Source organism: Staphylococcus pasteuri (assembly GCF_003970495.1).
GTDB classification, from domain to species: Bacteria; Bacillota; Bacilli; order Staphylococcales; family Staphylococcaceae; genus Staphylococcus; species Staphylococcus pasteuri.
Map to the genome: position 1 here is coordinate 12,498 of NZ_RXWW01000005.1, position 25,116 is coordinate 37,613.

The following is a 25,116-nucleotide window of genomic DNA, read 5'->3' on the forward strand; positions in this document are numbered from 1 at the left end:
AGAATGATTGATATAATTATTTATGAAAAAAATGAACATTAACTATCAAATCTTTTAGTCCTTTATGTTAAAATCATCTTATTAAGATTACGAAGAGAGGGCGGAAAAATGATATATGAAACGGCACCTGCCAAAATAAATTTTACGCTCGATACACTTTTTAAAAGAGAAGATGGCTATCACGAGATTGAGATGATTATGACTACAGTTGATTTAAATGATCGACTTTCTTTTCAAAAGAGAAAAGATAACAAAATTGTGGTTGAAATCGAACATAATTTTGTAACCGATGATCATAAGAATTTAGCATATAAAGCTGCTGAATTAATGACAAGAACATATGATTTGAAACAAGGCGTGACAATTACGATTGATAAAGATATTCCGGTATCAGCTGGCTTAGCAGGTGGTTCAGCAGATGCAGCTGCCACTATGAGAGGTATGAATCGTTTATATAATTTAAATATATCTTTGGATGAACTGTGTACATTAGGTAACAAAATTGGAACTGATGTTTCATTTTGTATATATAACAAGACTGCTTATTGTACTGGTCGAGGTGAAAAGGTGTCATTTTTAAACAAACCACCTTCTGCCTGGGTTGTATTAGCAAAGCCGAATATTGGCATTTCTTCACCAGATGTATTTAAAGCGTTGGATTTAAATTATAGTCATGAAGTATATACTCAAGATTGTATAGAAGCGTTAAAATTTTCGGACTATGACAAGTTATGCGCCAGTTTATCTAATAGATTAGAACCTATTTCGATGGAGATGCACCCAGAAATTAAAAAGATAAAAGAAAATATGTTGCAATGTGGTGCAGACGGAGCTTTGATGAGTGGTAGTGGACCAACAGTTTATGGTTTAGCACAAAAAGAAAGCCAAGCCAAAAATATTTATAATGCTGTAAACGGATGTTGTAACGAAGTATATTTAGTTAGATTATTAGGATAGAAGGGTTGAAATGATGAGGTATAAAAGAAGTGAACGAATTGTGTTTATGACACAATATTTGATGAACCACCCGAATAAATTGATTCCTTTAACATTTTTCGTAGATAAGTTTGAACAGGCAAAATCTTCAATTAGTGAGGATGTACAAATTATTAAAAGTACATTTCAAAAAGAAGCATTGGGAACAGTTACGACTACAGCAGGAGCAAGTGGAGGCGTAACATATAAACCGATGATGAGTAAGGAAGAAGCGACTGAAGTTGTAAATGAAGTTATTTCATTACTAGATGAGAAAGATAGATTGTTGCCAGGCGGTTATTTATTCTTATCAGACTTAGTCGGAAACCCTACATTATTAAATAAGGTAGGTAAATTGATAGCGAGTATTTATATGAACGAACAACTAGATGCTGTAGTCACGATTGCTACGAAAGGTATATCGCTTGCTAATGCAGTAGCAAACGTATTAAATTTACCTGTAGTAGTTATTAGAAAAGATAATAAAGTAACAGAAGGTTCTACAGTTTCTATCAATTATGTTTCAGGATCGTCTAGAAAAATAGAAACAATGGTATTATCTAAGCGTACATTAGCTGAAAATTCTAATGTACTTGTCGTCGATGATTTTATGAGAGCAGGTGGCTCAATCAACGGTGTTATGAATTTAATGAATGAGTTTAAAGCACACGTAAAAGGGGTATCAGTACTCGTAGAATCGAAAGAAGTAAAACAAAGGTTAATAGAAGATTATACTTCCTTGGTAAGACTATCAGATGTTGACGAATATAATCAGGAATTTAAAGTAGAACCAGGCAATAGCTTGTCTAAATTTTCTTAAAGGAGCGAATTACATCATGGAAATAATTAACACAAATAAAGCACCAGAAGCATTAGGACCTTATTCACATGCTACAGTAGTAAATGGACTTGTTTATACATCAGGTCAAATCCCACTTAATTTAGAGGGAGAAATTGTCAGTGATGATGTAAAAGAACAAACTAAACAAGTTTTAGAAAATTTATTTGTGGTACTTAAAGAAGCAGGTTCAGATTTAGATAATGTTGTTAAAACAACTATTTTTATTTCTGATATGAATAATTTCCAATATATAAATGAGGTATATGGAAGTTATTTCGATAAACATCAACCAGCACGTAGCTGTGTAGAAGTAGCTAGACTACCTAAAGATGTTAAAGTAGAAATAGAATTAATTAGTAAAGTTAAATAAAGGATATAATTTTCTTTTGAGCAATTGTCAAGCTTCTAATAAAACAAAGATATACTAGGGGGGCTCACTACATGAAAGTGACAGATGTTAGACTTAGAAAAATAGATACAGATGGTAGAATGAAGGCGCTTGTTTCTATCACATTAGACGAGGCGTTTGTAATCCATGACTTACGTGTGATTGAAGGAAACTCAGGTCTTTTTGTCGCAATGCCAAGTAAACGTACACCAGATGGTGAATTCCGCGACATCGCGCATCCAATTAACTCAGAAATGAGACAAGAAATTCAAGATGCAGTGATGAAAGTATATGATGAAACTGATGAAGTCATTCCTGATAAAAATGCAACATCAGATGAATCTGACGAAGCTTAAATATAAACATATTTTACAGAGTCAACATATTATACTATGTTGACTCTGTTTTTGTTTTTAGGACTACTTTTAAAATATAACATTTACTTTCAAGTATATTTTGTCCCTCTTCATTAAATGTTTTAATCATTTGAACTTACTTAAAAATTTAAGCATTAAAATCAACACCATAACAACTAACATTAAGTAAATTATTCATGGTTTTGTAAGTGAGTAGCACATAATAAGTATTTCATCTAAATAGGTTATATGTTGAAAGAGTGATAGCGGTTAAATTATAATAGTAGAGAAGTGTATATTTTATGGAGGGTTAGCATTCATGCAAAGACATGCGATAATATTGGCAGCAGGCAAGGGCACAAGAATGAAATCAAAAAAATATAAAGTGCTACATGAAATTGCTGGCAAATCAATGATTGAACATGTAGTTAATAATGTTCAACAATCAGGCGTGAACCAGCTTATAACAATCGTTGGACACGGTGCTGAAAGTGTGAAAGAAACATTAGGTAATCAATCATTGTATAGCTATCAAGATCAACAACTTGGTACAGCACATGCAGTGAAAATGGCAGAAGAGCATTTAAGAAATAACGAGGGTACAACATTGGTTGTGTGTGGAGATACACCACTTATCACAGCTGAAACACTAAAATCTTTAATCGAACAACATGAATCATCCCAATCCAAAGCTACTGTTTTAACAGCTACAGCTAATGACCCAAAAGGTTATGGAAGAGTAATTAAAGATAACGAAGGACAATTATTGAGAATAGTAGAGGAAAAAGACGCTAACAACGAAGAAAAAGCAATTACTGAAATTAGTTCAGGTATCTTTGCATTTGATAATAAAACCTTATTTGAAAAATTAGATCAAGTTAAGAATGATAATGTGCAACAAGAATATTATCTACCTGATGTCATTTCTTTAATTCTTAAAGATAATGGTAAAGCAAGTACATATCATACAGATGACTTTGAAGAAATTATTGGCGTAAATGATAGAGTCATGCTAAGTCAAGCTGAGAAAGCATTACAAAAGCGCTTAAATCTATTTCATATGAGAAATGGGGTTACAATTATTGATCCAGCAAGTACGTTTATTGGACCTGATGTAAAAATAGGTATGGATACAATAATTGAACCCGGTGTCAGAATTAATGGTAAAACTGTAATTGGTGAAGAAGTTAAGATTGGTCAATATTCAGAAATTAATGACAGTGTCATTGATTCTTATGCAAATATTAAACAATCAGTCATCAATGAGTCTCAAGTAGGCAAATATACGAATGTAGGCCCATTTGCACAATTAAGACCAGGTTCTCAATTAGGTGCAGAAGTTAAAGTAGGTAACTTTGTAGAAGTGAAAAAAGCTGAACTTAAAGATGGTTCTAAAGTGTCACATCTAAGTTATATTGGCGATGCCGAAATAGGCGAACGTACGAATATCGGTTGTGGTTCTATTACCGTTAATTACGATGGCGTGAATAAATTTAAAACGATTATTGGAAAAGATGCCTTTATCGGTTGTAACACCAATTTAGTTGCTCCAGTAACAGTAGGTGATCATTCGTTAATAGCTGCTGGTTCAACGATAACTGATGATATTCCAAATGAAAGTTTAGCATTAGCGAGAGCAAGACAAGTAAATAAAGAGGGCTATTTAAACAACGATAAGAAATAATTGAAATGAATATGTAAACATAGGATTTAGACTTTTGTCATAGTAATCAAGTTTATTTTTCTATATAATAGTAGATGTGTAAGTAAATAATTGGAGGACTATAAATGTTAAATAATGAATATAAGAATTCATCGCTAAAGATTTTTTCACTTAAAGGTAATGAACCTTTAGCACAGGAAGTAGCAGACCATGTAGGTATTGAATTAGGAAAATGTTCTGTAAAACGTTTCAGTGATGGAGAAATTCAAATCAATATAGAAGAAAGTATCCGTGGTTGTGATGTTTTTATCATCCAACCTACTTCATACCCAGTTAATCTACATCTAATGGAATTACTTATTATGATTGATGCTTGTAAACGTGCATCGGCGGCAAATATTAACATCGTAGTGCCTTATTACGGTTATGCTCGTCAAGATAGAAAAGCACGTAGTCGTGAACCTATTACTGCTAAATTAGTAGCAAACTTAATCGAAACTGCAGGAGCAAATCGCATGATCGCATTAGATTTACATGCGCCACAAATCCAAGGTTTCTTTGATATTCCAATTGATCATTTAATGGGTGTACCTATTTTAGCGCAACATTTCCAAAATGATCCTGCTATTAATCCAGAAGAATGTGTTGTTGTTTCACCTGATCATGGTGGTGTAACGAGAGCACGTAAATTGGCAGACATTTTAAAAACTCCAATTGCTATTATTGATAAACGTCGTCCAAAACCAAATGTGGCTGAAGTAATGAACATTGTGGGCGATATTGAAGGAAGAACAGCCATCATTATTGATGATATTATTGATACAGCAGGTACAATTACTTTAGCAGCTCAATCACTTAAAGATAAAGGTGCTAAAGAAGTATATGCATGTTGTACACACCCTGTATTATCAGGTCCAGCTAAAGAACGTATCGAAAATTCAGCAATTAAAGAATTAATCGTTACGAACTCAATTCAATTAGAAGAAAGTCGTAAACCAACAAATACGAAAGAACTTTCAGTTGCAGGTTTAATTAGTAAAGCTATTATTCGTGTATATGAAAGAGAATCAGTTAGTGTATTATTCGACTAAAATTGTTAAATGCGTTTGACGAAAATGTTTTAAGCGTGTATAATACATTCGTTCGTGATTATACGAATAAATAAACACTTACAAGCAACGATTGATGTTGATGGGTAAGTGAGGAGCTCATTAAAAGAGCGAAAGATGAAAGGTGGAAATAGAATGACTTCATTAAAGTCAATCATCCGTCAAGGTAAACAAACTCGTTCTGACCTTAAACAACTTAGAAATGCTGGTAAAGTACCTGCAGTTGTATATGGTTACGGTACAAAAAATACTTCAGTTAAAGTTGATGAAGTTGAATTTATCAAAGTTATCCGTGAAGTAGGACGTAACGGTGTTATCGAATTAGGTGTTGGTTCTAAATCAATCAAAGTAATGGTATCAGATTACCAATACGATCCATTGAAAAACCAAATCACTCATATCGACTTCTTAGCTATTAACATGACTGAAGAACGTACTGTAGAAGTACCAGTTCAATTAGTTGGTGAAGCAGTAGGCGCTAAAGAAGGCGGCGTAGTTGAACAACCATTATTCGACTTACAAGTAACTGCTACTCCAGATAATATCCCAGAATCAATCGAAGTTGATATCACTGAATTAAATATCAACGATAGCTATTCTGTAGCTGACATTAAAGTTTCTGGTGACTTCACTATCGAAAACGATCCTGAAGAATCTATCGTAACAGTAGTTCCTCCAACAGATGAACCTACTGAAGAAGAAGTAGAAGCTATGGAAGGCGAAGCAGCTACTGAAGAACCAGAACGCGTTGGCGAAGAAAATGACGACAACGAAGAAGAAGAAAATAAAGAAGAAGAATAAGATTATTATCAATTATAATATCTTATAAAGATTCTTAACTTTATTGACGAGCACTATGCTTATACTAATAAGCATAGTGCTTTTTGTGTTATTATAGGGAATGATTATAAAATTGTGGTATTGATAAATGATATAAAGATTAACTTACGATTGGTTATTTTAATCGGAGACAATATATCATTTGAAGAATAGTCACTAAATGATAAACATTAATTTTGGAGGTAACGACATATGAAATGTATTGTAGGTCTTGGAAATATTGGTAAACGATTTGAACTTACAAGACACAATATTGGCTTCGAAGTCATTGACTATATATTAGAGCGTCATGGATTTAAATTAGATAAGCAAAAATTTAAAGGTGCATACACTATTGAAAGAATGAATGGTGACAAAGTTTTACTTATTGAACCAATGACAATGATGAATTTATCCGGTGAGGCAGTAGCCCCGTTAATGGATTATTATAATATAGATGTAGAAGATCTTATTGTATTATATGATGACTTAGATTTAGATCAAGGACACGTGCGTTTGCGTCAAAAAGGCAGCGCTGGTGGTCACAATGGTATGAAGTCTATTATTAAAATGCTAGGTACTGATCAATTTAAAAGAATTCGTATAGGTGTTGGTCGACCTACGAATGGTATGTCTGTTCCTGATTATGTATTACAACGCTTTTCAAAAGAAGAAATGATGACAATGGAGAAAGTCATTGAACATTCAGCAAATGCAGTGGAAGCATTTATAGTAACATCTAGATTTGATAATGTCATGAATGAATATAATGGTGAAATCAATTGAGACAAGTCATTTCTAACTATATAAAAGAAGATAAGCGTTTTCAGGAATTAGACCAAGTGTTTGGCCAAGATAATATTTTGGTTACTGGCCTATCCCCTTCAGCTAAAGCTACATTGATTGCTGAAAAATATTTATCAGACCATAAACAAATGTTATTAGTGACTAATAACTTATACCAAGCAGATAAAATCGAAGCAGATATTTTACAATACGTCAGTGATGAAGAAATTTATAAATATCCAGTCCAAGATATCATGACGGAAGAATTTTCTACGCAAAGCCCTCAGCTCATGAGTGAACGTGTTAGAACCCTAACAGCACTGGCTCATGGAAAGAAAGGGTTATTTATCGTCCCATTAAATGGATTGAAAAAATGGTTAACGCCGGTAGAAATGTGGCGCAATCATCAAATGACATTGAATGTTGGAGATGATATTGAAGTTGATGATTTCTTAAATAAATTAGTCAATATGGGATATCGCAGAGAAAGTGTGGTTTCGCATATTGGGGAATTTTCTCTTAGAGGAGGAATCATTGATATTTATCCTCTAATTGGATCCCCTGTCCGAATAGAACTATTTGATACAGAAATTGATTCTATTAGAGATTTTGATGTTGAAACTCAGAGATCTAATGATAATTTAGAAAGTATAGAAATCACGACAGCGAGTGATTATATTATTACAGATGAGGTCATCAATCATTTACAAACTCATTTAAAAGAAGCGTATGAAGAAACAAGACCTAAAATAGAAAAATCTGTACGAAATGATTTGAAAGAAACATATGAAAGTTTCAAACTCTTTGAATCTACATTTTTTGACCATCAATTGTTAAGAAGATTAGTGGCATTTATGTATGAACAACCATCTACTATTATTGATTATTTTTCTAAGGATGTAGTCATTGCAGTTGACGAATATAATCGTATTAAAGAAACAGAAGAAACTTTGACAACTGAAGTTGATGATTTTATAAGCAACTTAATTGAAAGTGGTAATGGTTTTATTGGTCAAAGTTTTATGCAGTATGATGGCTTTGAAAATCTTCTACAAGATAAGCCGGTTGCTTACTTTACTTTATTTACGTCTTCTATGCCTGTTGAATTAGAACATATTATTAAGTTTTCATGTAAGCCAGTTCAACAGTTTTATGGTCAATATGATATTATGCGTTCTGAATTCCAAAGATTTATTCAAAATGAATATGCTGTTATCGTTCTTGTTGAGACAGAAACAAAAGTAGAACGCATACAATCTATGTTGAACGAAATGCATATTCCTGTAGTGACAAATATTGATCAAGCTTCGACAAGTGGTCAAGCTGTTGTCTTAGAAGGTAGCTTATCAGAAGGTTTTGAATTACCTTATATGCAATTAGTTGTGATAACTGAAAGAGAACTATTTAAAACAAAACAGAAAAAACAACGTAAACGTACGAAAACAATGTCTAATGCTGAAAAAATTAAGTCCTATCAGGATTTAAATGTAGGAGACTATGTCGTCCATGTCCACCACGGTGTAGGACGATATTTAGGTGTAGAAACGCTAGAAGTTGGAGAACAACATAGAGACTATATTAAGTTACAGTACAAGGGCACCGATCAATTATTCGTTCCTGTAGATCAAATGGATCAAGTACAAAAATATGTTGCTTCTGAAGATAAATCGCCACGTTTAAACAAACTTGGTGGCACAGAGTGGAAAAAAACTAAAGCAAAAGTTCAACAAAGTGTTGAGGATATTGCAGACGAATTAATCGATTTATATAAACAAAGAGAAATGTCTGTAGGTTACCAATTTGGCCCAGACACTGCAGAACAATCTACTTTCGAATTGGACTTCCCATATGAACTGACACCCGATCAAAGTAAATCTATTGAAGAAATTAAAGGTGACATGGAAAGAGAACGTCCAATGGATCGCTTATTATGTGGCGATGTAGGTTACGGTAAGACAGAAGTTGCTGTACGAGCTGCATTTAAAGCAGTTATGGAAGGTAAACAAGTTGCGTTTTTAGTACCAACTACTATATTAGCGCAACAACACTATGAAACATTAATAGAACGTATGCAAGATTTCCCTGTAGAAATTCAATTAATTAGTCGTTTCCGTTCTACAAAAGAGGTAAAAGAAACAAAAGAAGGACTGAAATCTGGTTACGTAGATATTGTTGTCGGTACTCATAAATTACTTGGAAAAGATATACACTATAAAGATTTAGGATTGCTTATTGTCGATGAAGAACAACGCTTTGGCGTACGTCATAAAGAGAGAATTAAAACATTGAAAAATAATGTGGATGTGTTAACACTGACAGCTACTCCAATACCTAGAACATTGCATATGAGTATGCTTGGTGTACGTGACTTATCTGTTATTGAAACACCACCTGAAAATCGTTTTCCAGTACAGACGTATGTATTAGAACAAAATACGAATTTTATTAAAGAAGCGTTAGAAAGAGAATTATCTCGTGACGGACAAGTATTTTATTTATATAACAAAGTTCAATCAATATATGAAAAGAGAGAACAACTTCAAATGTTGATGCCTGATGCTAATATCGCTGTTGCACACGGTCAAATGACAGAACGAGATTTAGAAGAAACGATGTTGAGTTTTATTAATCACGAATATGATATTTTGGTAACGACTACGATTATCGAAACAGGTGTAGATGTTCCGAATGCCAATACATTAATTATTGAAGAAGCGGATCGATTTGGTCTAAGTCAATTATATCAATTGCGTGGACGTGTAGGGCGTTCAAGTAGAATTGGTTATGCTTACTTCCTTCACCCTACAAACAAAGTATTAACTGAAACAGCTGAAGAAAGATTACAAGCTATTAAAGAATTTACTGAACTAGGTTCAGGATTCAAGATTGCTATGCGTGATTTAAATATTCGTGGTGCCGGTAATTTACTTGGTAAACAGCAACATGGATTTATAGATTCTGTCGGCTTTGATTTATACTCTCAAATGCTTGAAGAAGCAGTTAATGAAAAACGAGGTATTAAAGAAGAAACACCAGATACACCTGAAGTAGAAGTTGAACTCAACTTAGACGCCTATTTACCAGCAGAATACATTCAAAATGAACAAGCTAAAATTGAAATTTATAAGAAACTACGAAAAGTGGAGTCAGAAGAACAACTTATGGATATCAAAGATGAATTAATCGATCGTTTTAATGAATATCCAGTAGAAGTTGAACGTTTATTAGATATTGTAGAAATCAAAACGCATGCTTTACATGCAGGTATTACAAAAATTAAAGATTTAGGTAAACAAATTCAAATTTTATTATCAGAGAAATCTACTACTGATATAGATGGCGAAGCATTATTTAAAAATACTCAACCACTTGGTAGATCAATGAAAGTTGGCGTTGAGAATGGCACAATGAAAGTGACACTTACTAAGTCTAAGCAATGGTTAGATAACTTAAAATTCTTAGTTAAATGCATTGAAGAAAGTATGAGTATTCAAGATGAAGCATAAACCCGCATTTAATGGTGTAGTGATACTAACGATTGCATTAATTGTTATTAAAATTTTAAGTGCGATTTATAGAATACCTTATCAAAATATACTTGGTGATGAAGGTTTATATGCATATCAACAAATATACCCCATTGTAGCGCTAGGTATGATTTTGTCTATGAATGCCATTCCAAGTGCTGTGACACAAAATTTAAGAAAAGACCAACATGAACAATATTTTTCAAAAGTATTATTAGTAATACAAAGTGTAGGTTTTGTAATTTGTATTGTGATTTTTAGTAGTGCAAACATGATTGCTAAATTAATGGGTGATGTACATTTAACACCGATGATTAGAATGGCGAGCTTTAGTTTTATTTTTGTAGGTGTATTAGGTGTCCTAAGAGGATATTTTCAATCAAAACAAGAAATGAATATACCCGCCATTTCCCAGGTTATAGAACAATTAATTCGAGTATGTTTAATCATGATAGCTATATTGTTATTTGTGAAACAACATTGGTCTATATGTCAAGCTGGAACATTAGCAATTATTGCGTCATCTATAGGATTTTTAGGTTCGACATTGTATTTATTAGCTAAACGACCGTTTAAATTAAATTTGAATAATGATAAAGAAAAAATCCGCTGGAAAAACTTACTCATTGCTATACTTATTTTTGCATTAAGTCAGTTGATTGTTATTTTATGGCAAGTAGCAGACAGTTTTACTGTTATTCATACGCTTAAAACAACAGGATTAACGTTTATAGAAGCGATTAAACAAAAAGGTGTATATGATAGAGGTGCTTCATTTATACAAATGGGATTAATTGTTACAACGACATTTAGTTTTGTCTTAATTCCATTATTAACTGATGCAATTCAAAAGAAGCAATCTATACAAATGAACCGATATGCTAACGCCTCATTAAAAATAACTGTCTTAATTAGTTCGGCAGCAGGTGTAGGTCTAATTAATGTTTTACCGCTAATGAATCAAGTGTTTTTTAAGACGGATAGTCAAACAAGCACGTTATGTGTTTATATGCTAACAGTAATTGGTGTATCATTAATCATGATGGATATAGCTTTACTACAAGTAATTAATAATACGAAGCCTATTTTAATTGGGTTTATAAGCGGATTATTAATGAAGATTATATTGAATGTTATTTTTATTCATCAATTACAAATATTAGGTGCAAGTATAAGTACAGTATTATCATTAATTATTTTTTGCGCTATATTACATTGGGCAGTCTTAAAATCCTATCATTTTAGTCAAATGGGTAAATTTATTATTAAATTAGTGGTCGGGCTGTTTATAATGTCAGTTGTAGTCCAAATAATAATGTTTGTATTACCATCTAATGGTCGTGTAATTGGATTAATATCTTTAATGATTAGTGCATTGATTGGCGTAGGTGTGTTTATGATATATGTCGGTATTTTTAATGTACTAAGTTATAGAGAACTTAAATTTTTACCTTTAGGAGATAAGCTATATCATTTTAAGAGAGGAAGACGTTAATGACACAAACTATTACTATTATTGGTTTAGGAAACTATGGTATAGAAGATTTGCCATTAGGTATATATCGTTTTATACAAAAACAACCTAAGATATATGCACGTACACTTGAACATCCAGTTATTGAGGACCTTAAAAATGAAATAGAATTTGAAGGTTTCGATGATATTTATGAAAATAATGACCAATTTGAAAAAGTGTATGACGAAATTGTTAAACAATTGATTGATAAAGCACAACAATCAGACATTGTTTATGCAGTTCCAGGGCATCCACGTGTGGCAGAAACGACTACTATGAAATTAATGGAGTATCATGCACAAAATAACGATATAGATGTAAAAGTACTAGGTGGTAAAAGTTTCATCGATGACGTATTTGAAGCTGTGAATGTTGATCCTAATGATGGTTTCACACTACTTGATGCTACATCTTTAAAAGAAGTGCAACTAAATGTGCGTACAAATACACTTATTACGCAAGTTTATAGTGAAATGGTAGCAGCAGATATTAAGCTAACTTTAATGGAAAGATATCCAGATGAACATGAGGTAGCAATTGTGACAGGTGCACGTACTGGTGAAGCACAAGTGACGCAATGTGCATTATATGAACTTGATCATTTTGAAGATGCGTTTAATAACTTAACTAGTGTTTTTGTCCCTCAAGTTATAGAATCAGAGGCACTTTATAATGACTTTGATTTTGCAGAGCAGACGATCGATTTATTAGTTGATGATGAAAAAGGTTGCCCTTGGGACAAAGTTCAAACACACCAAACGCTTAAACGTTATTTACTAGAAGAAACGTTTGAGTTATTTGAAGCTATCGATAATGAAGATGATTGGCACATGGTAGAAGAACTTGGAGATATACTGTTACAAGTGTTATTGCATACAAGCATTGGTAAAAAAGAAGGCTATTTTGATGTTAAAGAAGTGATTGCCAGCTTAAATGCTAAAATGATTCGTCGACATCCTCATATATTTAGTGATGCATCAGCAGAATCAATTGATGATTTAAAATCAATTTGGGCGACGGCTAAATCCAAGGAAGGCAAACAACCACGTGTGAAATTTGAGAAAGTATTTGCAGACCATTTCATGTCATTGTATGATAAAACAAAAAATAAAGATTTTGATGAAGTGGCTCTTAAACAATATTTAGAGCAAGGAGAGAATCATTAATGAGATTAGATAAATTTTTAAAAGTATCTAGATTAATTAAACGTCGTACATTGGCTAAAGAAATTAGTGATCAAGGACGTATTACAATTAATGGCAATGTAGCAAAAGCAGGAACAGATGTTAAAGTTGGAGATGTATTAGTTATTCGCTTCGGACAGAAACTTGTGACTGTTAATGTTACAGGATTAAATGAGCATGCTTCTAAAGAGAATGCTAAAGGTATGTACGAATTAGTTAAAGAAGAGCGTATTAATGAATCTGAATAAACAAAGAGAGGTGACAAGCAATGAATAATAAAGTTGAAAATATTGGTAATCAATATACATCTAAAGAAAACCAAAAGAAACAAAGACAACGCAAAAAGATGCGTGTTGTTCGCCGAAGAATCACTTTATTTGGCGGAATCATGTTAGCAATAATCATCTTATTATGCATTATGCTTGTCGTCCAAAAGCACAGCAATGATAAAGACGCTGTAGAACGAAAACATAAAGAAGAACAATATCAAAAAAAGCAAGATGAAGAGATTGCTTTAAAAGAGAAACTAAACAATTTAAATGATAAAGATTACGTAGAAAAAGTGGCACGAGATGATTATTATTTAAGTAATAAAGGCGAAGTTATTTTTAGGTTGCCAAATGATAATAAATCCTCTAAGTCTAAGTCGTCAGATAGTGATAATTAATTAAAGTAAATCTCATTATAGCATTGTGAAATTGCTTCAACAGGAATATAATAAAGTTAAAATCGAATGAAATCGGGAGGATTTATTTAGAATATGTCAATCGAAGTAGGAAACAAGCTTAAAGGTAAAGTCACTGGTATTAAAAAATTCGGTGCATTCGTTGAGTTACCTGAAGGGAAAAGTGGCTTAGTCCATATTAGTGAAGTGGCTGATAACTACGTTGAAAATGTGGAAGATCATTTATCTTTAGGTGATGAAGTAGAAGTAAAAGTACTTTCAATTGCAGATGATGGCAAAATTAGTCTTTCAATTAAAAAGGCTAAAGATCGCCCACAACGTAAACCACATCATAATAATAAATCAAATCAAAGTAAACCAGCGCCAAAAGGTGAAGACTTTGAAAAGAAATTAAGTAACTTCTTAAAAGATAGTGAAGATAAATTAACTTCTATAAAACGTCAAACTGAATCTAGACGAGGCGGTAAAGGTTCAAAACGTTAATTTCATAAATTAAGTCTGTTACAATAATATAACTTTTGTATTGTGAGTTTCTGTAAATGGACAGACAATCTAAGACTGTTTCTTGATGAAGGAGCAGTCTATTTTTATTGTAATGATGATTTGGTATTTGATTAGCTTGTGCGGAGGTGAATAGTTGATGGAAATGAATTCAACAGGTTGGTCAAAAGATGACCATATTGTATTAGCTGTATCAACAGGAATAGATAGCATGTGCCTATTACATCTTTTATTAAATGAATATCAACATACATATCGTAAATTAACATGCATTCATGTTAATCATGGCTTACGACAAGAATCAGCAGAGGAAGAAACGTTCTTTAAAACGTTTTGCGAAAAACACCATATTGACTATTATATTAAACACCTTGATTTAAATAATATCGTAGAAGCGGGAAATAGTATTCAAAACGAATCGCGTCAATATCGCTACGACTGGTTTGATTTTATGATGAAAAAACTTAAGGCTGATGTATTATTAACAGCACATCATCAAGATGATCAAATTGAGACTATATTTTATAGGTTGTTTACAGGGAGATTTACTCGTAGTACTCTGGGCATTGCTTATGAATCAAATCGTCAACATTATAAACTTTGTCGGCCGTTATTAAATATTTCTAAAGATCAAATTAAGAAGTATCAATCGGAATTTCATGTTCCATTTTATGAAGATGCATCAAATCACAAAAACGTATATGTAAGAAATGATATACGTAATCGTATTTTACCTGCGATTTTAGACAACGAGCAATTAAGTATCGACCACTTATTAAAGTTAAAATCTTGGCATGATCAAGAATTAGAAACACTTCGCAATTTAGCGAGCCAATTTATTGATGAACAAGCTCTTATAAAGGCGAATCGAACTAAAATTACTATTCCAAGAACCAGCTTTAATCAATTAACAGATAATGTAAAGGTGCATGTACTTGACCAAATATTTGAAAAAATCTCCTTAGCAACTTCAATATCTGATAAAATGTATCAGTCATGGTTTGACCAATTTGCAAGTCAAAAATCACAATTTACGATTGATATTACAGATAAATGGATAATTCAAATTTCATATGATACATTTATAATAATGACTAATACAGAAATGAACGATGTAAGTTCAATAAAAGTCATCGAAACACCTCATACATATCACTTTGGAGATTATGAAATTATCATACAATCAGATTTCCCGTTAGAACAATTACCATTAACTATAAGAACACGTCAAAATGGTGACCGTTTTTTATTAAACGGTAGTGAAAACAAACATAAAAAAGTAAGTCGGTTATTGATTGATTGTAAAATCGATGCTATTGAACGCAATCGTTTACCAATTGTTATTAATGCAGAGGGAAATGTTATCGCTGTGGGTCAGTTATATATCAATAAAAACTATAAACATTATATAAACATTAGAAATATTGGAGATGAATAGCAAATGCATAAGGATATAAAAAATATTGTAATGAGTGAAGAAGAAATTCAAACCATTTGTAAGGACTTAGGAGAACAGTTGACTAAAGATTATCAAGATAAACCACTTGTTTGTATTGGGATTTTAAAAGGATCAGTCATGTTTATGGCGGATTTAATCAAACGTATTGATACACATTTATCGATTGATTTTATGGATGTGTCAAGTTATCACGGTGGTACTGAATCAACTGGTGAAGTTCAAATCATCAAAGATTTAGGTTCTTCTATTGAAAACAAAGATGTCTTAATTATTGAAGATATTTTAGAAACTGGTACAACATTGAAATCAATTACTGAATTATTACAATCAAGAAAAGTAAACTCATTAGAAATTGTTACTTTATTAGATAAACCAAATCGTAGAAAAGCTAATATTGAAGCAAAATACGTAGGTAAAAAAATTCCTGACGAGTTTGTAGTTGGATACGGACTTGATTACGGAGAACATTATAGAAACTTACCTTACATCGGCACTTTAAAACCGGAAGTATATTCATAAAGTAACAAGTTAATTTTGATGTTAAAAAGTTGGGTACGATGTTTTATTACTATGATTAAACATCATTTTAGTGTAGACTCAATTTAAATCACGATGTCTAAATTAAACATGACATTACTTATTTTTAAATCATGATATAACTAAAAATTAAAAATCTATATAGTGGAAGTTGACTAAAATTGAAGAACCAATACTAAAGTTGAAATAGTAGCCTGGTCAAGATGTATTGTGTTACAATTTTTGTTAGTTTTATTATTGGAAGTAGGAGGAAATGACACATGCAGAAAGCGTTTCGCAATGTGCTAGTTATCGCAATTATAGGCGTTATAATATTTGGCCTTTTTTCTTTCCTAAATGGTAATGGAAATATGCCAAAGCAACTTACATATACGCAGTTTGTTAGTAAATTGGATAAAGGCGATTTAAAATCATTAGAAATTCAACCTGAACAAAACGTATACATGGTAAGCGGTAAAACAAAAAAAGGTGAAGATTATTCATCAACAATTTTATTTAACAACGAAAAAGATTTACAAAAAATTACTGATACAGCTCAGAAACAAGATGGATTGAAATTTACAGTTAAAGAAGAAGAAGAACAAAGTGTGTTTGTTAGTATTCTAACAACATTGATTCCTGTTTTAATCATTGCATTATTATTTATTTTCTTCCTTAGCCAAGCTCAAGGTGGCGGTGGCGGCGGTCGTATGATGAACTTTGGTAAATCCAAAGCTAAAATGTACGATAGCAGTAAACGCCGTGTTCGTTTCTCAGATGTTGCAGGTGCAGATGAAGAGAAACAAGAACTTGTAGAAATTGTAGACTTCTTAAAAGATAACAAGAAATTTAAACAAATGGGTTCTAGAATACCAAAAGGTGTTTTACTTGTTGGACCTCCAGGTACTGGTAAAACATTACTTGCACGTGCTGTTGCTGGTGAAGCCGGCGCACCATTCTTCTCAATAAGTGGTTCAGACTTTGTTGAGATGTTTGTCGGTGTTGGTGCAAGTCGTGTACGTGACTTATTTGAAAATGCTAAGAAAAATGCACCATGTATTATCTTTATCGATGAGATCGATGCTGTAGGTCGTCAACGTGGTGCAGGTGTTGGTGGTGGACACGACGAACGTGAACAAACACTTAACCAATTATTAGTTGAAATGGATGGCTTTGGTGAAAATGAAGGTATCATCATGATTGCTGCTACAAACCGTCCTGACATTTTAGACCCAGCGTTATTACGTCCTGGACGTTTTGACAGACAAATTCAAGTTGGTCGTCCCGATGTTAAGGGTCGTGAAGCTATTTTACATGTACATGCTAAAAACAAACCACTTGATGAAACTGTTGATTTAAAAGCTATTTCTCAAAGAACACCAGGTTTCTCTGGTGCTGACTTAGAAAACTTATTAAACGAAGCATCATTAATTGCTGCACGTGAAGGCAAGAACAAAATTGACATGCGTGATATAGAAGAAGCGACAGACCGTGTCATCGCTGGTCCAGCTAAGAAATCACGTGTTATCTCTGATAAAGAAAGAAATATTGTTGCTCACCACGAAGCAGGTCATACTATTATTGGTATGGTACTTGATGAAGCAGAAGTTGTTCACAAAGTGACTATCGTTCCACGTGGACAAGCTGGTGGTTATGCGATGATGTTACCTAAACAAGACCGATTCTTAATGACAGAACCAGAACTATTAGATAAAATTTGTGGTTTACTTGGTGGTCGTGTATCAGAAGATATTAACTTCGGTGAGGTTTCTACAGGTGCTTCAAACGACTTTGAAAGAGCTACACAAATTGCTCGATCAATGGTTACTGAATATGGTATGAGTAAAAAACTCGGACCTTTACAATTCTCTAGTAGCGGTAATGGCCAAGTATTCTTAGGTAAAGATATGCAAGGTGAACCAAATTACTCAGGTCAAATTGCTTATGAAATTGATAAAGAAGTACAACGTATTGTTAAAGAACAATATGAACGTTGTAAAGAAATCTTATTAGAACATCAAGAACAATTAAAACTTATTGCTAAGACATTACTTACTGAGGAAACATTGGTTGCAGAACAAATTCAATCATTATTCCATGAAGGTAAATTACCTGAAGTTGATTATGATTCTGCAGAAGTTGTAACAGAAACTGACTCAGAATTCAAAGATGGTAAATATGGTAAATCATATGAAGATGTTCGAAAAGAACAATCTTTAGATAATAATGACGGTGAAAGTGATCATGATAATGATGAATCAGATACTGAATCAACAGGACATGAACAATCACCAAACATTGATAAACCATATAATCCTAATGATCCAAATCATAGAGAATAATTAGTTCTTAGTTCAATCCCCTTACTGTAATAGTAAGGGGATGTTTTTTATATAAATAATAGCGAGAGAAGAAAGTTAGCTTAGACTATAGCGAAACTCGATTCTTCTTTTAAAAAGCAAAGTAAATATAATGTGAAACAAATAATTTCATGAAAATAAGCAACAGATGTATAATAGTTATTCGAAAATGATATTCAAAATATGAAATGATAAATAATAGAGAACCTCATTAAAAGGAGAAATAAATAATGACACATGATTATATAGTTAAAGCCCTAGCATTTGATAGAGAAATAAGAGCATATGCTTCATTAACAACTGAATCAGTTCAAGAAGCACAAACAAGACACTATACATGGCCAACAGCCTCAGCAGCAATGGGAAGAACAATGACTGCTACGGTAATGATGGGCGCAATGTTAAAAGGAACTCAAAAATTAACAGTAACAGTTGATGGTCGCGGTCCAATAGGGAAAATTATTGCGGATGCGGATGCAAAAGGTAACGTACGCGCTTACGTAGACCATCCACAAACGCATTTTCCTTTAAATGAACAAGGAAAATTAGATGTAAGAAGAGCAGTTGGGACAGAAGGCTCAATTCAAGTAGTTAAAGATGTAGGTATGAAAGATTACTTTTCTGGATCAAGTCCAATTGTATCAGGTGAATTAGGAGAAGACTTCACTTATTATTATGCTACAAGTGAACAAACACCTTCATCAGTTGGATTAGGTGTACTTGTTAATCCTGATAACACAATTAAAGCAGCCGGTGGATTTATTATACAAGTAATGCCGGGAGCTAAAGAAGAAACTATTAATAAGTTGGAAGAAGCTATTAACCAAATGACACCTGTATCTAAATTAATTGAACAAGGCCTAACACCTGAAGGTATTTTAAATGAAATACTTGGAGAAGATAACGTTCAAATATTGGAAACTTCTCCAGTACAATTCGAATGTAATTGCAGTCATGAAAAATTCTTGAACGCAATCAAAGGATTAGGAGAAGCTGAAATATCCGATATGATTAAAGAAGATCATGGTGCAGAAGCAGTTTGTCACTTCTGTGGTAATAAATACAATTATAGTGAATCCGAATTAAATCAATTATTAGAATCTATGGCTTAAATTAATTAATATATTGGTAGTATTTTGAGTTAACGTTTACTTTAATTTGGTTTAGGGAAGATTTTAAAATGTATAACAATTACTCAATTTCAGTATAAATAAAATATATTTGTATTTTGAGAAAATTCTGATAGAATAAAGATATCCGATAAAAAGACTAAGCTTTATTAATTTCGTTGAAAAGGAGTGTTTTTAATGGCACAAAAACCAGTAGAAAATATTACACAAATAATTGGAAATACACCTGTAGTTAAGTTGAGAAATGTTGTTGATGAAGATGCAGCAGATATTTATGTTAAATTAGAATATCAAAATCCAGGCGGTTCAGTAAAAGACCGTATCGCATTAGCTATGATTGAAAAAGCTGAAAAAGAAGGAAAAATTAAACCTGGTGATACAATTGTAGAACCGACAAGTGGTAACACAGGTATTGGTTTAGCATTTGTCTGTGCAGCAAAAGGTTATAAAGCAGTATTTACTATGCCTGAAACAATGAGTCAGGAACGTCGTAACTTATTAAAAGCATATGGTGCTGAATTAGTATTAACTCCAGGATCAGAAGCTATGAAAGGCGCTATTAAAAAAGCTAAAGAATTAAAAGAAGAACACGGTTATTTTGAACCACAACAATTCGAAAACCAAGCAAACCCTGAAATTCATGAACTTACAACAGGTCCAGAATTAGTAGAACAATTTGAAGGTAAAAAAATTGATGCGTTCTTAGCTGGTGTTGGAACTGGTGGTACACTTTCAGGTGTAGGTAAAGTATTAAGAAAACAATATCCTGAAATTGAAATTGTGGCTATTGAACCAGAAGCATCTCCAGTACTTAGTGGTGGAGAACCAGGACCACATAAATTACAAGGTTTAGGTGCAGGATTTGTTCCAGATACGTTAAATACTGATATTTACGACAGTATTATTAAAGTAGGAAATGAAACAGCAATGGAAATGGCACGTCGTGTTGCTAAAGAAGAAGGTATCTTATCAGGTATTTCTTCAGGTGCAGCTATTCATGCAGCCATTCAAAAAGCAAAAGAATTAGGTAAAGGTAAAACAGTAGTAACAGTATTACCAAGTAATGGTGAACGTTACTTATCTACACCTTTATACTCATTCGATGATTAATTATAATAGATGTATTAGCGGGGTGTGTAACTCCGCTATTTTTTATGTCTTATTGTAAGTGAAATCATTTTATTTACAGATTAATCGATATAATTATCGAACATTCTGATTTTGACACTGAAATTATTATGTGAGTAATGATATCATTATAAGTGAGACTAATGATATTTATATTAATGAAATGAAAAGGTGATTAAATGTCAAAAACAAAAATTATGGGCATACTTAACGTTACGCCAGACTCATTTTCAGATGGTGGAAAATACAATTCAGTTGAAAATGCGGTTGAAAGAGCGAAAGAAATGATAAATGAAGGTGTTGATATTATTGATGTAGGTGGTGTATCAACAAGACCAGGATATAAAGAAATTACGCTTGAGGAAGAGTTAGATAGAGTTGTACCTGTAGTTAAGTCTTTAATAGAACTCGATACACAAATATCAATAGATACATATAGAAGTGAAGTAGCTGAAGCTTGTTTAAAATTAGGCGCTACAATGATTAATGATCAATGGGCTGGATTGTTTGACCCTAAAATATTTGAAGTTGTCGCTAATTACAATGCAGAAATCGTACTTATGCATAATGGTGATGGACAAAGAGATAAACCAGTTGTCGATGAAATGTTAGTAACTTTATTATCGCAAGCTAATAAAGCTGAGATGGCTGGTATTCCTCAAGAAAAAATTTGGCTTGATCCAGGTATAGGTTTTGCGAAAACACGTGAAGAAGAAAATGAAGTGATGGCTCGACTTGATGAATTAGTAGCTACAGAATATCCGGTATTACTTGCGACTAGTCGTAAAAGGTTTATTAAGGAAATGATAGGTAAAGATACCAAACCTTTAGAGAGGGATGAAGCTACAGCATCAACAACTGCCTATGGTATAATGAAGGGCGTTAAAGCTGTCAGAGTTCACCATGTCGAACTCAACGCTCGAATTGCACAAGGTATGGACTTTTTAAAGGAGAATGAAAATGAAAGACATCATATTTCTTAATGGAATGCGTTTTTACGGATATCATGGGGCATTGTCAGCTGAAAATGAAATAGGACAAATATTTGTTGTAGATCTCACTTTAAAAGTTGATTTGAAAGACGCTGGTAAGTCAGATGATGTAAAGGATACAGTCCATTATGGAGAAGTGTTTGAAGATGTAAAATCTATTGTTGAGGGTGAGCCTTCGAATTTACTCGAGCATCTAGCTGAACGTATTGCAAAACGTATAAATTCACACTATAATCGTGTAATGGAAACAAAAGTTAGAATCACTAAAGAGAACCCACCTATATCTGGTCACTACGATGGAGTAGGTATTGAAATAGTGAGGGAGAGTCATTAAATGATTAAAGCATATTTAGGTTTGGGAAGTAATATAGGCGACAGAGAGCAACAATTAAAGCAAGCTATTCAAATCTTAAATCAATACGAAAATATTGATGTTACAGATATATCCCCTATATATGAAACAGATCCAGTAGGGTATACCGATCAGCCTAAATTTTTAAATTTATGTATAGAAATTGAAACAACATTAACAGCAAGACAATTGTTAACATGTTGTTTAGATACAGAACAAGAACTTCATCGTGTTAGAAAAATTAGATGGGGACCTCGTACATTAGATATAGATATATTATTATATGGAAATAACATTATAGAAGAGAATGATTTGGTAGTACCTCATCCTAGAATGGTTGAGCGTGCTTTTGTATTGATTCCATTGAACGACATTGCCTCTAAACAAATTGAACCTCGCTCTAATAAAACGATTGGGTCAATAGTCACTGAGGATAATACAGTTAAAAAGTACAAAGAATAAATTGAAAAAGCATTTATTTTATAATGGATTTAAACTCATGCGTTAGGATAAAGTAAAAATTCCTTTATAACATCTTTATGGTTTAGTAGAATTGAAAGGTAACTATATTGACGTTATGTTATAGAAAAGGGAAATATGCTTTTAGCATCTTAAAAGTGCTAAAATAATTTTTGGAATTAAAAACATTGTATCAAGTATCAATAGAACAACAAATGGTTGCTAATTTATAATATTTCCAACTAGAACGTATAAAATAATTAACTGAAAACAAGAAGCCTAAAGGAGAGAAAGTTATGTCAGAAGAAATGAATGACCAAATGCAGGTCCGTCGACAAAAATTACAAGAATTAAGAGATTTAGGAATTGATCCATTTGGTCAAAGATATGATCGTTCTGCATCAGCATCTGAGCTAAAAACAGATTGGGACGAATTCTCAAAAGAAGAATTACATGAAAAAGAAGAACAAAGCCATGTAGCTATAGCTGGACGCATTATGACTAAACGTGGTAAAGGTAAAGCGGGATTTGCACATGTTCAAGATTTATCAGGGCAAATCCAAATCTATGTAAGAAAAGATCAAGTTGGAGATGAACAATTTGATTTATGGAAAAACGCTGACTTAGGAGACATTGTTGGTGTTGAAGGTGTAATGTTCAAAACTAATACTGGTGAATTATCAGTAAAAGCTAAATCATTTACTTTATTAACTAAAGCTTTAAGACCATTACCTGATAAATTCCATGGATTGCAAGATATTGAGCAACGTTACCGTCAACGTTACTTAGATTTAATCACTAACCAAAATAGTACGCGTACATTTATTAATCGTAGTAAGATTATTCAAGAAATGCGTAATTACTTAAACAAACAAGGTTTCTTAGAAGTAGAAACGCCTATGATGCACCAAATTGCTGGTGGTGCTGCTGCTAGACCATTTGTTACTCATCACAATGCATTAGATGCTACTTTATATATGCGTATTGCTATCGAACTACATTTAAAACGATTAATTGTAGGTGGACTAGAAAAAGTATACGAAATCGGACGTGTATTCCGTAACGAAGGTGTATCTACACGACATAATCCAGAATTCACAATGATTGAATTATATGAGGCATATGCAGATTATCATGACATTATGGACCTAACAGAATCAATGGTTAGACACATTGCACAAAAAGTGCTTGGTTCAGCTAAAGTTCAATATAATGGTACTGAAATCGACTTAGAGTCTTCTTGGACAAGATTGCACATTGTTGATGCAGTTAAAGAAGCTACTGGCGTAGACTTTTATGAAGTTAAATCAGATGAAGAAGCTAAAGCACTAGCTAAAGAACATGGTATTGAAATTACTGGAAACATGAAGTATGGTCACATATTAAATGAATTCTTTGAACAAAAAGTAGAAGAAACATTAATTCAACCAACGTTTATATATGGTCATCCAATTGATATTTCACCATTGGCTAAAAAGAATCCGGAAGATCCAAGATTTACAGACAGATTCGAGCTATTCATTGTAGGTAGAGAACATGCCAATGCATTCACTGAGTTAAATGATCCTATCGATCAAAAAGAAAGATTTGAAGCTCAATTAGTTGAAAAAGAACAAGGTAATGATGAAGCACATGAAATGGATGAAGACTATATTGAAGCATTAGAATATGGTATGCCTCCAACAGGTGGTTTAGGAATCGGAATTGATAGATTGGTTATGCTATTAACTGATTCTCCATCAATTAGAGATGTATTATTATTCCCATATATGAGACAAAAATAAATGATTTCTATATAAGCGCTAATCACTCAGGTGGTTAGTGCTTTTGTTTTATTATAAAAATGAAAAATAATGATTAAACAATTTGTTACCTTTAGTTTGAAAAAGTAACAAATTTATTGATAGAAAGTAATAATACCTATAGTTTAGTGAGTAGAGATGTGATAGAATAATTCAAGTGGAAAAGTTGAACGGACTTAATTCTAAGTTTTTTAAAAAACTTGAAACAAACCATTGACTTTATAAAACAAATGAAGTAATATATAAAAGTCGTCAAAAACACAGAGGAAGTAAAGAGAATGTAAAATTCTTTTTAATAAAGTGTAAAATTGACTATTGAAATCAATCAAACAAACGTTTATCATTAATAAAGTAAGTTAATTTGTCTGGTGACAATAGCAAAGAGGTCACACCTGTTCCCATGCCGAACACAGAAGTTAAGCTCTTTAGCGCCGATGGTAGTCGGACTAACGTTCCGCTAGAGTAGGACGTTGCCAGGCAATAGATAACAGGAGAATTAGCTCAGCTGGGAGAGCATCTGCCTTACAAGCAGAGGGTCGGCGGTTCGAACCCGTCATTCTCCACCATT

Annotated in this window: 23 protein-coding genes, 1 tRNA gene and 1 rRNA gene; all 25 read left to right on the forward strand. The window is 32.7% G+C overall.

Annotation, left to right across the window (positions count from 1 at the left end):
- Positions 1–108 precede the first annotated feature (108 nt).
- The 25 genes from ispE (at position 109) to CD121_RS00770 (ending at position 25,114) form a co-directional block, all read left to right on the forward strand.
- Positions 109–957 carry a 4-(cytidine 5'-diphospho)-2-C-methyl-D-erythritol kinase gene (ispE, locus tag CD121_RS00650; protein WP_017638145.1) on the forward strand — a complete coding sequence of 283 codons (849 nt, stop codon included), beginning with the start codon at positions 109–111 and terminating at the stop codon, positions 955–957.
- 13 nt (positions 958–970) lie between these two features.
- The gene (purR, locus tag CD121_RS00655) at positions 971–1,795 is read left to right on the forward strand and encodes a pur operon repressor (protein ID WP_026083525.1); all 825 of its coding nucleotides are present in this window, start codon (positions 971–973) and stop codon (positions 1,793–1,795) included.
- A gap of 16 nt (positions 1,796–1,811) precedes the next feature.
- Positions 1,812–2,186: a RidA family protein gene (locus CD121_RS00660; protein WP_126567268.1), complete on the forward strand. Its 375-nt coding sequence runs from the start codon at positions 1,812–1,814 to the stop codon at positions 2,184–2,186.
- Between the two features lie 71 nt (positions 2,187–2,257).
- Positions 2,258–2,560, forward strand: coding sequence for a septation regulator SpoVG (gene spoVG / locus CD121_RS00665; protein ID WP_029056247.1), 303 nt, complete (start codon positions 2,258–2,260; stop codon positions 2,558–2,560).
- A gap of 319 nt (positions 2,561–2,879) precedes the next feature.
- Complete coding sequence (gene glmU / locus CD121_RS00670; protein ID WP_119622394.1) at positions 2,880–4,244, forward strand: bifunctional UDP-N-acetylglucosamine diphosphorylase/glucosamine-1-phosphate N-acetyltransferase GlmU; 1,365 nt, start codon at positions 2,880–2,882, stop codon at positions 4,242–4,244.
- A 104-nt stretch (positions 4,245–4,348) separates the two neighbouring features.
- A complete protein-coding gene (locus CD121_RS00675; protein ID WP_017638140.1) occupies positions 4,349–5,314 on the forward strand; it encodes a ribose-phosphate diphosphokinase in 966 nt (321 codons plus the stop codon).
- Between the two features lie 153 nt (positions 5,315–5,467).
- Positions 5,468–6,133: a 50S ribosomal protein L25/general stress protein Ctc gene (locus CD121_RS00680; RefSeq protein ID WP_017638139.1), complete on the forward strand. Its 666-nt coding sequence runs from the start codon at positions 5,468–5,470 to the stop codon at positions 6,131–6,133.
- Between the two features lie 231 nt (positions 6,134–6,364).
- On the forward strand, positions 6,365–6,937 hold the full coding sequence (gene pth, locus CD121_RS00685) for an aminoacyl-tRNA hydrolase (protein ID WP_126567269.1): 573 nt from the start codon (positions 6,365–6,367) through the stop codon (positions 6,935–6,937).
- Positions 6,934–10,443, forward strand: a complete 3,510-nt coding sequence (gene mfd / locus CD121_RS00690; RefSeq protein ID WP_046467534.1) for a transcription-repair coupling factor — start codon at positions 6,934–6,936, stop codon at positions 10,441–10,443. The genes pth and mfd overlap by 4 nt, the downstream gene beginning before the upstream one ends.
- Positions 10,433–11,959 carry a polysaccharide biosynthesis protein gene (locus tag CD121_RS00695; protein WP_126567270.1) on the forward strand — a complete coding sequence of 509 codons (1,527 nt, stop codon included), beginning with the start codon at positions 10,433–10,435 and terminating at the stop codon, positions 11,957–11,959. Before mfd ends, CD121_RS00695 begins: the two co-directional genes overlap by 11 nt.
- Entirely contained in the window at positions 11,959–13,146 is a 1,188-nt protein-coding gene (locus tag CD121_RS00700) for a MazG nucleotide pyrophosphohydrolase domain-containing protein (protein ID WP_029056250.1), read from the forward strand. Before CD121_RS00695 ends, CD121_RS00700 begins: the two co-directional genes overlap by 1 nt.
- The gene (locus tag CD121_RS00705) at positions 13,146–13,412 is read left to right on the forward strand and encodes an RNA-binding S4 domain-containing protein (protein WP_046467536.1); all 267 of its coding nucleotides are present in this window, start codon (positions 13,146–13,148) and stop codon (positions 13,410–13,412) included. The genes CD121_RS00700 and CD121_RS00705 overlap by 1 nt, the downstream gene beginning before the upstream one ends.
- A 20-nt stretch (positions 13,413–13,432) precedes the next feature.
- Entirely contained in the window at positions 13,433–13,831 is a 399-nt protein-coding gene (gene divIC / locus CD121_RS00710; RefSeq protein ID WP_017638133.1) for a cell division protein DivIC, read from the forward strand.
- A 93-nt stretch (positions 13,832–13,924) separates the two neighbouring features.
- A complete protein-coding gene (locus CD121_RS00715; RefSeq protein ID WP_029056251.1) occupies positions 13,925–14,332 on the forward strand; it encodes a S1 domain-containing RNA-binding protein in 408 nt (135 codons plus the stop codon).
- A gap of 157 nt (positions 14,333–14,489) precedes the next feature.
- Positions 14,490–15,788 (forward strand): tRNA lysidine(34) synthetase TilS, encoded by a 1,299-nt coding sequence (tilS, locus tag CD121_RS00720; RefSeq protein ID WP_181300419.1) that lies wholly within the window; start codon positions 14,490–14,492, stop codon positions 15,786–15,788.
- Positions 15,789–15,791: 3 nt separating this feature from the next.
- Positions 15,792–16,328 carry a hypoxanthine phosphoribosyltransferase gene (hpt, locus tag CD121_RS00725; RefSeq protein ID WP_017638130.1) on the forward strand — a complete coding sequence of 179 codons (537 nt, stop codon included), beginning with the start codon at positions 15,792–15,794 and terminating at the stop codon, positions 16,326–16,328.
- A gap of 278 nt (positions 16,329–16,606) precedes the next feature.
- Positions 16,607–18,667, forward strand: a complete 2,061-nt coding sequence (gene ftsH / locus CD121_RS00730; protein ID WP_017638129.1) for an ATP-dependent zinc metalloprotease FtsH — start codon at positions 16,607–16,609, stop codon at positions 18,665–18,667.
- A gap of 248 nt (positions 18,668–18,915) precedes the next feature.
- Entirely contained in the window at positions 18,916–19,797 is an 882-nt protein-coding gene (hslO, locus tag CD121_RS00735) for an Hsp33 family molecular chaperone HslO (protein WP_126567271.1), read from the forward strand.
- A gap of 195 nt (positions 19,798–19,992) precedes the next feature.
- Entirely contained in the window at positions 19,993–20,925 is a 933-nt protein-coding gene (gene cysK, locus CD121_RS00740) for a cysteine synthase A (RefSeq protein WP_017638127.1), read from the forward strand.
- Positions 20,926–21,122: 197 nt separating this feature from the next.
- Complete coding sequence (folP, locus tag CD121_RS00745; protein ID WP_017638126.1) at positions 21,123–21,926, forward strand: dihydropteroate synthase; 804 nt, start codon at positions 21,123–21,125, stop codon at positions 21,924–21,926.
- Positions 21,904–22,269: a dihydroneopterin aldolase gene (folB, locus tag CD121_RS00750; RefSeq protein ID WP_126567272.1), complete on the forward strand. Its 366-nt coding sequence runs from the start codon at positions 21,904–21,906 to the stop codon at positions 22,267–22,269. The genes folP and folB overlap by 23 nt, the downstream gene beginning before the upstream one ends.
- Positions 22,270–22,749 (forward strand): 2-amino-4-hydroxy-6-hydroxymethyldihydropteridine diphosphokinase, encoded by a 480-nt coding sequence (gene folK / locus CD121_RS00755; protein ID WP_017638124.1) that lies wholly within the window; start codon positions 22,270–22,272, stop codon positions 22,747–22,749. It begins immediately after the preceding gene.
- Positions 22,750–23,042: 293 nt separating this feature from the next.
- Complete coding sequence (gene lysS / locus CD121_RS00760) at positions 23,043–24,530, forward strand: lysine--tRNA ligase (RefSeq protein WP_126567273.1); 1,488 nt, start codon at positions 23,043–23,045, stop codon at positions 24,528–24,530.
- 382 nt (positions 24,531–24,912) lie between these two features.
- Positions 24,913–25,027, forward strand: a 5S ribosomal RNA gene (gene rrf / locus CD121_RS00765).
- Between the two features lie 11 nt (positions 25,028–25,038).
- Positions 25,039–25,114: transfer RNA gene (locus tag CD121_RS00770), tRNA-Val, on the forward strand.
- The last annotated feature ends 2 nt before the right edge of the window (positions 25,115–25,116 follow it).